This window comes from Pseudomonas wenzhouensis, from assembly GCF_021029445.1.
In the GTDB taxonomy this organism is placed as follows: domain Bacteria; phylum Pseudomonadota; class Gammaproteobacteria; order Pseudomonadales; family Pseudomonadaceae; genus Aquipseudomonas; species Aquipseudomonas wenzhouensis.
This window is the reverse complement of record NZ_CP072610.1, coordinates 3,903,423-3,916,416: the sequence shown is the minus strand read 5'-3', so window position 1 is coordinate 3,916,416 and position 12,994 is coordinate 3,903,423. Positions and strand designations below refer to the sequence as shown.

General features: G+C 62.4%; 11 protein-coding genes. 2 read left to right on the top strand and 9 right to left on the bottom strand.

The window, feature by feature from the left end:
* The 9 genes from J7655_RS18240 to J7655_RS18200 form a co-directional block, all read right to left on the bottom strand.
* Positions 1-858 (bottom strand): type II secretion system F family protein, encoded by an 858-nt coding sequence (locus tag J7655_RS18240; protein ID WP_230925647.1) that lies wholly within the window; start codon positions 856-858, stop codon positions 1-3.
* Positions 851-2,509 carry a TadA family conjugal transfer-associated ATPase gene (locus tag J7655_RS18235; RefSeq protein ID WP_230925646.1) on the bottom strand — a complete coding sequence of 553 codons (1,659 nt, stop codon included), beginning with the start codon at positions 2,507-2,509 and terminating at the stop codon, positions 851-853. Before J7655_RS18235 ends, J7655_RS18240 begins: the two co-directional genes overlap by 8 nt.
* Positions 2,510-2,516: 7 nt before the next feature.
* A complete protein-coding gene (locus J7655_RS18230) occupies positions 2,517-3,956 on the bottom strand; it encodes a type II and III secretion system protein family protein (RefSeq protein ID WP_125835279.1) in 1,440 nt (479 codons plus the stop codon).
* Between the two features lie 65 nt (positions 3,957-4,021).
* Positions 4,022-6,052, bottom strand: a complete 2,031-nt coding sequence (cpaB, locus tag J7655_RS18225; RefSeq protein WP_230925645.1) for a Flp pilus assembly protein CpaB — start codon at positions 6,050-6,052, stop codon at positions 4,022-4,024.
* A 56-nt stretch (positions 6,053-6,108) separates the two neighbouring features.
* The gene (locus tag J7655_RS18220; RefSeq protein WP_230925644.1) at positions 6,109-7,083 is read right to left on the bottom strand and encodes a hypothetical protein; all 975 of its coding nucleotides are present in this window, start codon (positions 7,081-7,083) and stop codon (positions 6,109-6,111) included.
* Between the two features lie 2 nt (positions 7,084-7,085).
* Positions 7,086-7,751 carry a hypothetical protein gene (locus tag J7655_RS18215; protein WP_125835282.1) on the bottom strand — a complete coding sequence of 222 codons (666 nt, stop codon included), beginning with the start codon at positions 7,749-7,751 and terminating at the stop codon, positions 7,086-7,088.
* Positions 7,744-8,739 carry a hypothetical protein gene (locus tag J7655_RS18210; RefSeq protein ID WP_125835283.1) on the bottom strand — a complete coding sequence of 332 codons (996 nt, stop codon included), beginning with the start codon at positions 8,737-8,739 and terminating at the stop codon, positions 7,744-7,746. Before J7655_RS18210 ends, J7655_RS18215 begins: the two co-directional genes overlap by 8 nt.
* Positions 8,736-10,748: a hypothetical protein gene (locus tag J7655_RS18205; protein WP_230925643.1), complete on the bottom strand. Its 2,013-nt coding sequence runs from the start codon at positions 10,746-10,748 to the stop codon at positions 8,736-8,738. The genes J7655_RS18210 and J7655_RS18205 overlap by 4 nt, the downstream gene beginning before the upstream one ends.
* Before the next feature lie 21 nt (positions 10,749-10,769).
* The gene (locus tag J7655_RS18200) at positions 10,770-11,027 is read right to left on the bottom strand and encodes a Flp family type IVb pilin (protein ID WP_230925642.1); all 258 of its coding nucleotides are present in this window, start codon (positions 11,025-11,027) and stop codon (positions 10,770-10,772) included.
* A gap of 335 nt (positions 11,028-11,362) precedes the next feature.
* Between J7655_RS18200 and J7655_RS18195 the strand changes: the two genes are divergently transcribed.
* Both J7655_RS18195 and J7655_RS18190 read left to right on the top strand, forming a co-directional pair.
* Positions 11,363-11,893, top strand: a complete 531-nt coding sequence (locus tag J7655_RS18195; protein ID WP_230925641.1) for a putative pterin-binding protein — start codon at positions 11,363-11,365, stop codon at positions 11,891-11,893.
* Positions 11,893-12,945: a response regulator gene (locus J7655_RS18190; RefSeq protein ID WP_230925640.1), complete on the top strand. Its 1,053-nt coding sequence runs from the start codon at positions 11,893-11,895 to the stop codon at positions 12,943-12,945. Before J7655_RS18195 ends, J7655_RS18190 begins: the two co-directional genes overlap by 1 nt.
* Positions 12,946-12,994: the final 49 nt, after the last annotated feature.

The following is a 12,994-nucleotide window of genomic DNA, read 5'->3' as shown; positions in this document are numbered from 1 at the left end:
TCAGGCGTCGATCCGGGTAATTTTTCTGATAAAGATGAAGCCCATGATCTGCATGATGATCATCACGCTGAGCACGATCAGGCCGTTACGTGTGGTGTAGAGCTGGCTCATGGCTTCCGGCTCGATGAAGCTGAGGATCACCGCCAGGAAGATCGGCAACATCGCCATGAAGGTGCCCTGGGCCTTGCCCTGGGCCGTGAGGCTGTCGATCTTGCCTTCCATGACCTTCTTGCGGCGCAGCATGGAAGCCAGTGTGTTGATGGTTTCCACCAGGTTGCCGCCGACCTCGCGGCTGATGCGGATTGCCGAGCTGGCCATGACGAACGAGGGCAGGGGCAGGCGCTGCTCCAGTTTGACCAGCGCGTCTTCCAGCGTTACTCCCAGGCGGATGTTCTTCACCAGCAGGCCGAATTCCTGGCTCAGCGGCGCCGGAGACTGCTGCACCACGTTTTCCAGCGCCATGTTGAGGCTGGCGCCCGATTGCAGGCTGCTCGACAGGAGCATGAAGGCATCGGGCAGTTGCTCCTCGAACTGGCGCAGTCGCTTCTTGCGAATCTGCCCGATCACCAGCTTGGGGACGAACACCATCAGGATGGCGCCGGCCGCGGTGACCAGAGTGATGTTGAACACCACGTGGAGAAACAGCGGCACCAATATCAGGAGCATCGCGTTGACGATGAACAGTTGCTTGCCACTGGCGAAGATGAACATGTCCGCCATGTCCAGCTCGGTGCTGCGACTGAACTGGGCCCGGTAGAAGGCCAGGTGTTCGGCCACACGTTCCGACAGCAGCATGGCCAGGGCGAAGCCAGCGAGTGCCAGCAGGGCTGCGCACAGGTAGAGCAGCAACTCAGACATCATGCGCTCCCGGACGGAAGATGCCCATGTTCACGCCAATGCCCCGCTTGTTCAGCTCTTCATAGAATTCCGGTACCTGACCGGTGGCGTGGTAGTAACCGCTGACCCGACCCTTGTCATCGAAGCCCTGCTGCTGGAAGGCGAAGATCTCGTTGAGCTGGATGGTGCTCTGCTCCATGCCGGTGATCTCGGTGATGCTGGTGATGCGCCGCGAGCCGTCACCGAAGCGTGTCTGCTGCACGATGATCTGCACCGCCGAGGCGATCTGCTCGCGGATGGCCTGCACCGGCAGGTCCATGCCCGCCATCAGCACCATCACCTCCAGGCGGCGGAGCATGTCGCGCGGGCTGTTGGCGTGGCCGGTGGTCAGCGAGCCGTCATGGCCGGTGTTCATTGCCTGGAGCATATCCAGCGCCTCGCCACCACGGCACTCGCCGACCACGATGCGGTCGGGGCGCATGCGCAGGCAGTTGCGCACCAGATCGCGGATGGTCACCTGGCCCTTGCCTTCCATGTTTGCCGGACGCGCTTCCAGCGCCACCACGTGCGGTTGCACCAGCTTCAGTTCGGCGGCGTCCTCCACTGTCACCACGCGTTCTTCCATGGGGATGAAGTTCGACAGAATGTTGAGCAGGGTGGTCTTGCCTGAACCGGTACCGCCGGACACAACGATATTCATGCGCTGTTCCACCGCCGTACGGAGGAACTCCACCATTGGCTCGTTGATCGAGCCGAAGCGGATCAGGTCATCGGTGGTGAGCTTCTTCTCGGAGAACTTACGGATGGTCAGACACGGCCCGCGCAGTGCCAGCGGCGGGATGATGGCGTTGACCCGCGAGCCGTCCTTGAGGCGTGCGTCGACCATCGGCGAGCTTTCGTCGATGCGTCGGCCCAGCGGCGAGATGATCCGTTCGATGGTCGACAGTACAGCCGCGTTGGAGCTGAAGTTGATCGGGGTTTTTTCCAGGCGTCCGGCCCGCTCGACGTAGATGTCATCGTGGGCGTTGACCATGATCTCGCTGACGCTTTTATCCGCCAGGAGGTCCTCCAGCGGGCCGAGGCCGGTGGCCTCGTCCAGCACGATCTTGTGCAAAACTTCGCGCTTGACCGTTGGCGGCAGACGCCCGGCAATCTGGCCCAGCAACTCCTCGACCAGTTCCGACAGCGTCGCGCGGACCTCCTCGGGGCCCATGCTGTCGAGGTTCATGCGGCGCAGGTCGAGGGCGCGGAACAACTCGAGCTGAACGAACTGAGCCCACTCCATGTAGGCCTCGCGGCCGTCATCGGCCGCCTCCTCGGCGGCCGCTGGCGCATCGCCCTCGACGGCAGGCTCGGGGATCAGCGTCTCGTTCTGCGTGCTGAGGGCACGAACCCGCACCAGGTAACCGCCGATTGCGATCACATCGTCCGGGGTCAGCGGACCGTGGCGGCTGACCGCGCGATCATTGACGCGAACCTCGTAACCGCGGCTGACATCCTCGACGAACAGCCCGGCCAGCGACTGCTCGATGCGCGCGTGGATCGGTGCGACCTTCCAGCCGCGCAGGCGTATCAGCCCGGTACGCGCCTTGCCCAGCTCGCAGATGGCGCTGGTGCAGGTCAGTTTGTCGACCGGTTGGCCGTCCTTGTAGGTGACTTCGATCTCGAACATGGGCGCCTCAGTCGATCAGTTCGATGGCGCCATAGGCGGCCTGGTACTGATCGACCATGCGCTGCTGGCGCTGGAGTTCTTGCTCGGTCGGGTTGCCGGCGCCGGGGGTGAGCAGGCGCGGCGTGATGAAGATCACCAGCTCGGTGCGGTTGCCCTTGCCGCTCTTGTTGCTGAACAGCGTGCCGATTATCGGAACGTCCTTGAGGAAGACGATGCCCTCGCGGGTGATCTGACTGTCCTCGGTGACCAGGCCGGACAGCACCAGGGTTTCGCCGACCTTGAGCTGCACCTCGTTTTCGGTGCGGCGGGTCTTGAACGCCGGGTACTCGCCGACCTGGTTGGCCTTGTCCAGTTGACTGATCTCGGCCAGCACGTGAGTGGCGATCTGGTCGCTACCGTACAGTTGCGGGGCGATGTTGAGCAGGATGCCGAAATCCTTGTACTCCACCGATGGGCCGTTGATGCTGCTGGTCACCACCGGCACCTGGCCGCCGACGGTCAGCTCGGCCTTGCCGCCGCTGCGTGCCGACAGGCGTGGGGAGGCCAGCGTCAGCGCCGAGCCGTTCTTCTCCAGCAGGTTGATGCGTGAGCTGATCTCGCTGGCGATGCCCCAGTTGCCCTGCCAGCCGTTCACCGTCTGGCCTGCACTGCTGCCGCCGTCGGCGGCGAATTCGACGTAAGGGCCGGCGATGCTGGTGCTCCAGTTGATACCCAGTTCTTCGACGTCGTCCTTGGCAAATTCGGTGATGCGTACGTCGAAGTAGATCATCGGTGCAAGGAATTCCGACATCGGCTGAGCCAGCACCAGAATGTCCGGGTAGCGCTCCTTGAGCAGTTCGATACGACTCATGTCGACTGCATGCAGGTCGCCGTCGATGACGATCTGCCGGCCAACAGCCTTGATCTTGATTCCAGGAATCTGTCCGAGCATGGCCTGGACTTCCTCCAGGACCTCGGCCGAATCGGCCTTGGTCGCCGCGCCACTCTGCTCTTCGGCCAGTACCAGCACGTTGTCGTAGAACTTGGCTGCCTCCTTGACACGGCTCAGGTATTCGCCGCTGAGGCGACCCTCGAGCACCACCTGACGGCCGACAGTACGGATCTTCAAGCCCGGGATGTCACTGAGTAGCGCTTTCAACTCGCCAAACTGACGGTAGCCGTTGGCCTTGGCCACCACCACACTCATCTGTTTGCGGGTGTTGTCGTCGAACCAGACTTGCACCGTGGTTTCGCCGGGCTGCTGGGCGGTTACCACGATTTCCTCGTTCTTCAGCATGGTGGCGCTGATGATTTCCACATTGCCTACCGCGACGCGCTCGACTCCCGGCGCTTCCAGAACGCGAACGTCGCCGTCGTAGAGCACGACTGCATTGGGCAGCTCGGCGGCCTGACCGGCACTGCACAGGCACAAGGCGCAGAAGGCGCCGAATACGCTTTGTCTTTTCATGATTGCCCCAGCAAAACTTCTTGTATGGTGGTCACGTGCCGCGGCGCGGCACGTTGAGGTTCGGGTTATTCCAGGCGCAGCGTCTGAACCGGAATCACGCCATTGCTGCCGGTGCCTCCGGGAATGAACTGGATCATCCGGTTGGCTTCGCGCTTCGGCGCGCTGCCGCTGTCGCGCGGGGTCTCCAGGCCGACAGTGACGCCGCGGTAGAGCACGTTGCCGTTGGCGTCGATCACCTTGCCGTCGACCAGGCGGCCGATCAGCTTGCCGTCGGCGCCGTAGACGCGGTCGCCGCGCAGGGTGCCGATGACGTTGCCCTGGGCGTCGCGGACGATCTGCACGACGTCCTGCTGCACATCCAGGCTGGCGCCTTCGATGGCCTTGCCGCTGGTGTCGACGGCCTTGCCGTCCTTGATCGAGCCGACGGTACGGCCCTGGGCATCTATGATCTGGTCACCGACCACCGTGCCGATGACGTTGCCGCTGGCATCGCGCACCACCTGAGCGGCGTCTGCCAGTGGTTTGCCATCGGCACCGAGCAGCGCCTGTTCGACCTCGCCCAGGACCTTGCCGCTGGCATCGACCACCTTGCCGTCCTTGACGGTGCCGAGCACCTTGCCGTCGGCATCGACCAGCTTGCCGTTCTGAATGGTGCCGAGGATATTGCCGTCGGCGCCGCGGACCACTTCGCCCATCTCGCCGACCAGATTGCCGTTGGCGTCGAACAGGGCAGTGCTCAGGGTGCCGAGAATCTGGCCGTCCAGGCCGATGGCCTTGCCGTCTCTGACGTGGCCGATGAGTACGCCGTTGGCATCCTTGATTTCTTCGCCCTCGACGAAGCCGATGACCCTGCCACTGGCATCGCGCACGACCGGCCGCTCGTGGGTCTGCGCGGCAACGGCGGTTTGTACCTGCGAACTGCGCATGTCGATGACCTGGCCGCTGGCGTCCAGGGCAACATTCTCCTCGACGCGCCCCAGGCTCTGGCCATCGAGGCCAATAGCCTTGCCGTCCTCATATTTGCCGATGACCTGGCCGTTGCGGTCGACCACCTGGCCGTTGACGACCTTGCCAATCACATTGCCGGCCTCGTCACGGACGACGGTGGCCTGTTCACGCATGCGCAGCAGCGGGTCATCGGCTGCAAGGCCGCGCACGATCCGGCCCATGACCTTGCCATCGAGGCCGATGGCCTTGCCGTCGATGATCTGACCGATGATGCGACCGTCGAGGCCGACCACGTTGTCGCCAATGATGCGGCCGAGCAGATTGCCGTTGGCATCGAGTACCACGTCGACGGTTTCCGCCGGCAGCGGGTCGAGCAGGCTGGCGACGGTGATCTGGTCGAGCGAGGCGTTGCTCGTATCCTTGGGATTACGCAGTACGGCAACCAGTTCGCCAGCCTTCTCCGCGACTTCAACCCGCGCCGCCTGGGCGGGCGAGAGCATCAGCGAAAGGGTGGAGAACCCCATGTTGAAACCGTCGGCGGAATTGCGGTCGTAGTGTTTCTCGTACTTCTTGCCCTTGGCGTCCTCGCGCCCAGCGGCCAGTACCTCGACATTTTCCAGCACGGTCATGACGACCTGGTCGGAGTAGTTCGGTTGCTGTTGCAGGCCGACATCACCCGCGGAGAAGCTGCCCAACAGGTCGATGCGATCACCCGGGCGGAGCATGCCGTCGAAGGAGTTGATCTTGTTGACCTGCACGGTCTTGATACGCTTGCCCAGCTCGACGTTTTCGGAAAGGCGCGAGACGCGGGTGCTTTCCACCGCGTCCCAGGTAATCGGCCGGCCGCGCTGCAATGGGGTGATCACCATGCGGTTCTCTACCCGCGGCCAGTCCTCAGCCAGCACCGCGTTGGAGGGCAGATATTCGCGTGGCACGTCCATGGCCGCGACATTTTCCCGTGACAGGGTCTGGGACTTGCCGATGTCTTCCTTGGGGACAACTACTGCAACCATGACCTGCGTGGCAGGTTTGTAGGCAGCCTTGTACTGGGACTCCTTGGCCTTCAGGTACGCCCAGCCCAGAACTGCGGCCAGCAGCCCGCAGGCGACCGCGATTATCAGTAGTTTTTTACCTGAAACCGATGACATGTTGCTCCCCGTTTCCTAAAGATGCCCGCTACTGCAGGGCGATCGCGATGTGCTTGTTATTTGTCTGATACGACCCAGTGCCCGCCCGGATAAAGCGTGGCCTGCTTGGCTGCGTTGCAGGCCGCCGCAGTGGTTCTAACGTTGCGCAGCGAGGCCGGATCCGCCAGAGCCTGCTTGCCCGAGGTGCCCAGCGTGGCCACCGGCGTGCTGAAGCCGCCTACGGCGATGATGTCGATGTCGGCCATTTGCGCGTTGCTCATGACCACGCACGGCGAGATGCCTTCCCAGCCCGTTGGCGGGGTGGTGTAGGCCACGCTGAGCAGTTGTTCGGCGCTGGCGCTGATGCCGCCGGCGCCGAGGGTCGTCTGTGCGTAAACGCTGGCAAGGCCGAAGATCTTGCCGCGCGTCTCGAAACCTGCGGCCTGCTTGCCATCGCCGACGTACACCGTATTGGTGGGCTCGCGCTTGTCGACGGTGACGCCGGCGGGCAGGGTCAGCGGTCGATAGCTGCCGGGATGGTAGTAGCCGCCATTCATGTAGTAGGCGAAGCCCAGCAGATTGCCATTGGCGTCATACAGCGCCTGAAGGGTCAGCGCGTTGCCGCGGTCATCGATCGGCGTGACGCTTACCGGCTTGCCGTCGTTATCCACGCACAGACCGGTAAGGTCACAGGTGGCGACGGTCTCTCCGTCCTTGTCGACGTAGCGGTCGCCGTCCTGGATGGCGATGAGGTTGCCCAGTTCGTCGAAGATCCCGGTGGGCAGGCTGGCTGCCGGCAGGTCGAGATCGGGTGTCCCTGCATCGGTCGAGCCGTCGTCGTAGTCCTCGCCGGGCACCACATCGTTGAAGCGCACGCGATGGCTGTCATACAGCTGCACGCGGTTCATCTCGCGCGACTGGGTGGCGTAGTTGTCCTGCATGGCCTCGAAGATGCTCTCGACGTCGGCCATGGTGGCCACCATCACCGCACCGGTTACGCCCAGTACCACCAGGTACTCGGTCATCGACTGACCGTTCTGCCATTTGCGCATGATCAATGATCCATCCGGGTCAGCAGAACCTGAGTATTGGTTTCGTGGCGCAGCAGCCCGATGGTCATAAGCTCGCGGCCCTTGGCGTAATTGAGCACGACGCTGCCGGCGAGGGTGCTGCGGTGTTCCAGTTGCCAGCCCTGGTGCAGCATTTCGCTTTCATACCAGGCACGAGTACGGTGGATGTCGTCGGCTATCAGCAGCAGGGTCAGGCGACCCTTGCGCAGAGGGTCATCACTGCGCATGTCGCTGACCACCTGGGCATCGGCGGGCATCGGCACGCCTTCGCCCAGCGCTCGATCACTGGCGTTCGGCGCGGGCGGGTTGGTCAGCAGCAGCTTGCCGTAGCTGTAGCGCTCGTTCTGCGCCTGTACTTGCACCATCATCATGCAGCGCTCGTTGAGGTGCAGTATCTGCTCCCAGGGGCCGAAGGTGGTGTAGTCGACGGCGTCCTTCCATTGCTTACCGTAAAAACTCTTCACCTGCTCCGGCGTAGCCGGGACGCGGAAGCTGCGCACATTCATGGCGTTGTTGTTCCACTGCATGCCATCGGCAACCATGCCGAGCAGCATGGAATCCATGCGCGGGAAATCATCGTAGTCGCAGGCGCCATGCGCCTGGCTGCTGAGCAGTGCGAGCATGGCGACGAGAGGAGTGAGCTTAATCATCGAGATAGCAGAAGCCGGTTCGGGGGTTGCACTTGACGTCGCTGTCGGGGATCGGTGCGGTGTTCACCGGGGCCAGATCAATGTGTTTGAACGACGGCTCCATGATGCTGACGGCGGTCTTGATACCGTCCCATAACGGGTTGTCTTCCAGGCCGGTACCGAGGACGAAATCGTCGGATTTCTCTCGCATGTGCAGTTCGTCCTGCGCCACCCAGGCATCGGCCAGGATCGCTGCGCGGGCGTTGACCGAGAGCGGGGCATCGCCGACCAGCGGCTTGTTGCCCAAAGTGCTGCCGGCCAGTGATACCGGTATGCGTACGTCGCTGCTGTAGAGGTTGCGGCGCGGATGGGCGATCTGCAGCAGGTCTTCATCGCCCTGGCCGAAACTGAGGATGTTCACCACCTTGGCGATGGGGTTCATCAGGCTGTTGTAGCCGCCGACCAGGGTGTTGGCGAGCGAGGCGGGTGCGCTGTTGCTCATACTGGAGCCTTCAGCGCTGGCTCCGGGCAAGGTCATGGCGCGACTTTCGCCGCTGGTCCAGCGCCAGAAACGATTGGTATCGGCGTTGCCTGCGGCGGAGATGTCGTCGTCGCTGAACAGACGCGCCTTCTGCTCGTACGTCAGCAGACGCTTTTCGGCACTGTTGAAAATGTCTTCGTTGCTGCGGGTCGGCAGTCCCTCCACCGTGTCGAGCTGCGCATAGAGGCTGCGGTCGGCTGGCGAAATAGACGATATCTGGCTGCGGTCATACTGCGACGGGCTGTAATCGCGACTGTTCTGCCCGAGGTGATCCTCGGCGGTGCCATACCAGACGGTGCGTTCCCAAGCGGCATAACGCGCCATTTCCTGCGACTTGAAGGCCATGTCGGTGAGCTTGCCGACCACCGGTACGGCGACGAACATCAGCAGCACGCAACCGGCAACCATGACCACGAACTCGGCCATCGCCTGTCCACCGATGCGGTGGGGCATGCTGGTGCTTTTCATTGCAGCGTGTCCAGCATGCCGGCCTTGACCTTGTCGAGCGCATTGCCGCTGATTTCGTTGATCACCGGCTTGGCGACCGGGGCGATCACCGGCGGCAACTTTTCCAGGGCACGGTCGATGCCTGGCAGGATCAGGTAGTCGGTCGCCACATCCATCAGCAGACCGACCACGGTCGCCGGGCCGAAGTCTGACAGGTTCAGCACGTCGGCGAGATCGATTTCGCCAGACGCGATCATTTGCACGACCTTGCTCGGCTCGCGCAGGCGGGCATCCCACCAGGGACTGTACTGATTGGGCGATTCGTCCCGGCCAGGTGGCGGGGCGAAGTAGGTCTCGGCCGAGGAGATGGTCATCATGCGCTCGGAATCGCCGCCCCAGGCAAAGTCCATCGGGTTATTGCGTGTGTCGGTATCCAGTGCGAAGCGACCCTGACGAATATTCAGGCCATTGGGGTTGTCGCTGGTTTTTACCGCGGACAGAGGCTTGGAAACGGCAACGGTGAACTCCTTGCTGCGTCCGCTTTCGGCGTGGGCTTCACCTAGGGCGAAGAACGAGGGCGAGCCGCTATAGCCATTGGTGACGTCTTCGGCACGGTTCAGACCATAGATGCTCAGCACGTTGCCCCAGGCCCAGGTGGCGGCGTGGATTGGGTCCATGGCGTCGCCATAAGGCGTCTTCGATATCAGGCCGGCTTCGACTGGCGTTCCCCACTGCGGGCCGAACAGCTTTTCGTCGCCGACGTTGGTGACCAACTGGTGCGTCGCGCCGCCTAGCGGGATGCCCATGCCAAAGCCGAACTGCAGCGGGGGAACATCGACGCAGCCGAGTACCGGCAGGCAGATGCGGATCTGCAGGCCGACATCGATCTGGAAGCCGATCGAGCTGTGATCCACCGAGGCCCATCCGTAAACCGGTGTCTTGCTGCCGACGGAAGAGGTGCTGAGCGGGTTGTAGACGTAGGCGGTGCCGCCTTCGTTGCCCACGCCGACGAAGGCCGACAGGTTCAGCTTGATCTCGAGGAAGCCCAGGGAAAAATTCAGCGAGAGGTCCAGCGACGGACCGAAGTTGAAGTCGCGCTGATTCAGCCAGGTGTTGCGCTGAGTGTTGACCAGCGCTGCGTATTCGCGCCCGGCGTTGCGCGAGTCGATATCGTTGGGCGTACCGCTCTTGCTGTGCATCTCCGGGGCGACATTGACCAGCATCGAGCTGGGCACCAGATCACCGGTCTTGGAGCCGAGGAAGTCGGCAAGGAAACCTTGATCGTCAGGCTCTTCCAGCCCTCCGGCGTCATTGGGCGGGGTTGGCAGCGTTCCGCCTGGGGCGGGCTCGCTGGCCACCAGTTGGGTGAGCAGATCCTGCACCGGCAACATGTCGGCGAAGTAGGTCAGGATGAAGTTCTGAATCAGCAGCGCGGTGCTCAGCGGCGCCACTTCGAGTGTGTCGCCGCCGGGTTTGTCCATCACGTGCCGGCCGACCACGTCTGCGGCGATTTTCGTCTGCGCCTCGAAGGTGGCGATGGCGAAGGCCTTCTGAAAGAAGCCCATGATGGTGTTGAAGCTGGAAACCACCTGTGGATAGACATTGACCACAGGCAGAGAAACGAAGCGGGCGCCAATGCCCAGAATCTGCCACGGCAGCGTGGCGATGCTGACCACGTCACCAATGGTCGGGCGCGGAATGATGATGGCGATCGGTAGCTGGTAGATCGGGAAACTGTTGATCCAGCGCGGCATGTTGGCGTAGCGCTTGCCCCAGGAGGCCAGTGCCACGACCTGACCGACCGACAGTTCGTTGGCGACGATGGCGCGGTTGGTGTAGGCGATCAGGTTCTGGTGACGGGCAAACAGCTTGGCCTGTGAGTAGGCCGCGGCATCGGCGGCGTTTTCCACCTGCACGCGATCACGGGTGAGAATGCCCTGGTTGAAAAGCAGGATCATCCCCAGCCCGATCAGGCCCATGAACAGCAGGCCAAATACCATGGCCTGCCCGTTCTGCTGCTTGCACTTCACGGCGTGCGTCCAGCGCTAGCGTTACTGGCGCTCGTCTTGCTTGAAACTGCCGAGATTATGAGCGGTGCTGCCCGCCTGTTGAGCCTCGGTACCGGTCGCCTTGGCCGCCTGCGTGGCTTCTCCGCCGCCCAGTTCGGCGGCCATGTCACCGACCTGCTCACGTACCGTGCTGCCGAACAGGTTGTAGACGACGATGGCGGAAATGGCGATCAGCGCAACGATGATGATGTACTCGGTCATGCCTTGGCCAAGCTGGCGAGCGCGGGACTTCATGGACATGGTGGTGCTCCTGAGAGTGGGGGCCGGTGTGCAGTGAATCCAGCAGGCCTCCGCCACCGAAGGGGCAGGAGCTGCGAGTTCATATTTCTCGGAACTTTAATTGGCGTCGAATGTCGGTCGCCCCCTTCGTTCTGATAGGTTTCGCTGCGCGCCTTGAAAATGGACTTTGCATTTATTCACGATATGTCGCGTATCCTGTTCGAAAGAACCTGCGAAAAGGCCATGGGGAGTCACGTCTATCGAAACGGTGCTTGGCTGGTCGGTCGGGTGCTGCTGCCAGAAACCAACTAGAAAAAAATGAGCCGTACGCGGCTTGAACAGCGAGGTGGCGGTAAATGGTGTTGAAAGCGGATCGTTGCGGCGCTCTTGTGCGGGCGGGGGGGCAAGTCGGCCGCGCCGTGTTGGCGTTGCTGCTGATGGTGTGGGCTGCTGCGGTGCATGCAGAAGAATTGTTCTCGCCGATGCTGACACTGCATTTGGGTGATCAGGTAGTGACGCTCGACCGTGAGCAGCTCAATGCGATGGTCCAGGCCGAGTTGCAGACCAGCACCACGCTGCAGCCCGAGGTCGGCCGCTGGCAAGGTGTGCTGGGTCGTGATCTGCTGGCTCGTCTGGGGGTCGAGGAAGGGCAGGTCAGACCCATGACCATGCGTTCCTGGGACGATTACCGTATCGACATGACCACCGAGGACTTTTATCTCTGGGATGTTTTGATTGCCACCCGGCTCAATGGCGAGCCCCTCGAAGTGGAAGATCTCGGGCCGTTGCGCGTGATCTATCCGCGCGACCAGCACCAGGAACTTCAGGACTCCCGCTTCGATCACCGCTGGGTGTGGCTGTTGCGCAGCATCGAGGTGACTCCCTGATGGGTTCGCCAGGCAAGGTCCGTGTGCTGTGTATTGAAGATGAGCGATTGCTGCTGGACGACCTGCATGACGAGCTGCGTGCTGCAGGCTACGAGGTAAGTGTGGCGGAATCCGCGCAGCGGGCATTCGAGCAACTGGACGCGTTCACCCCTGATCTGATCCTGTGCGACGTGATGTTGGGGGGCGACGACGCCGCGGACGGCTATGCGGTGCTGCGGCACGTGCGCGAGCAGCGCCCTGATCTGGCGATTACGCCGTTCATCTTTCTCACGGCGCTGGGCGAACGTGACGACCTGCTCCAGGCAAAGCTGCAGGGGGTCGATGACTATCTGGTCAAACCTGTGGATTACGATCTGTTACTGGCGACGCTGGCCGCACGCCTACAGCAGGTCGACCGGTTGAAAGGCACCCGCAGAAACTCGCGCGACGAGCAGGCGGAACGCTTGCGCAGCGTCCTGTCACAGCTGCCGGGGGCAGTGCTGCTGTGTGACGGTCACGGGCAACTGCTTTACGCCAATCAGCGCTCGCAGCACCTTCTTCAGGAGCAGGCGCTATGGCGGGTCAACAGTGCCGGTACGGTGATCTGGCCGCATGCCATGGCCGAGTCCGTACGCCAGCTGCACCTGAATCTGCAACAGATGTCCGCCGAGCCCGGAGAAGCGCGTCGGGTGCAGACTCTGGAAATGCGCAACTCGGGCGACAATGCCTTGGTCAGCCTGATCAAGATCGACTGCAGGGATGCGGCAACGGACGCCGCCGGTCAGCTGTTCGTGCTGTTCATCTGCAATGCCCAGAGCCGGCCTGTTCCGGATGAGGAAGCGCTGCGCATGCTGTTCGGTCTGACGCGCACTGAAGCGAAGGTTGCGCGGCTCCTGGCGCTCGGCAAGCGTAGTGAAGAAGTCGCAGAAACCTTGTTTGTGTCGGCTACCACTGTCGCCTTTCACCTGCGTAATCTCTTTCAGAAAACCGGCGTTTCTCGGCAGAGTGACCTGGTGGCACTGGTCCTCGCTGCTGGCTGGACTTTGCCGAATCTCGGTGGGGAGCAGTTGTGAGGGCAGCAAGGTGGCTGCGAGCGCTGGCGCTTTTGCTGGTGGTATTTTT

Coding starts and splice junctions, on each gene's coding strand:
- J7655_RS18230 (WP_125835279.1), bottom strand. CDS start 3,956: ATGAAAAGACAAAGCGTATTCGGCGCCTTCTGCGCCTTGTGCCTGTGC.
- cpaB (WP_230925645.1), bottom strand. CDS start 6,052: ATGTCATCGGTTTCAGGTAAAAAACTACTGATAATCGCGGTCGCCTGC.
- J7655_RS18200 (WP_230925642.1), bottom strand. CDS start 11,027: ATGTCCATGAAGTCCCGCGCTCGCCAGCTTGGCCAAGGCATGACCGAG.
- J7655_RS18235 (WP_230925646.1), bottom strand. CDS start 2,509: ATGTTCGAGATCGAAGTCACCTACAAGGACGGCCAACCGGTCGACAAA.
- J7655_RS18210 (WP_125835283.1), bottom strand. CDS start 8,739: ATGAAAAGCACCAGCATGCCCCACCGCATCGGTGGACAGGCGATGGCC.
- J7655_RS18190 (WP_230925640.1), top strand. CDS start 11,893: ATGGGTTCGCCAGGCAAGGTCCGTGTGCTGTGTATTGAAGATGAGCGA.
- J7655_RS18215 (WP_125835282.1), bottom strand. CDS start 7,751: ATGATTAAGCTCACTCCTCTCGTCGCCATGCTCGCACTGCTCAGCAGC.
- J7655_RS18220 (WP_230925644.1), bottom strand. CDS start 7,083: ATGCGCAAATGGCAGAACGGTCAGTCGATGACCGAGTACCTGGTGGTA.
- J7655_RS18240 (WP_230925647.1), bottom strand. CDS start 858: ATGTCTGAGTTGCTGCTCTACCTGTGCGCAGCCCTGCTGGCACTCGCT.
- J7655_RS18195 (WP_230925641.1), top strand. CDS start 11,363: ATGGTGTTGAAAGCGGATCGTTGCGGCGCTCTTGTGCGGGCGGGGGGG.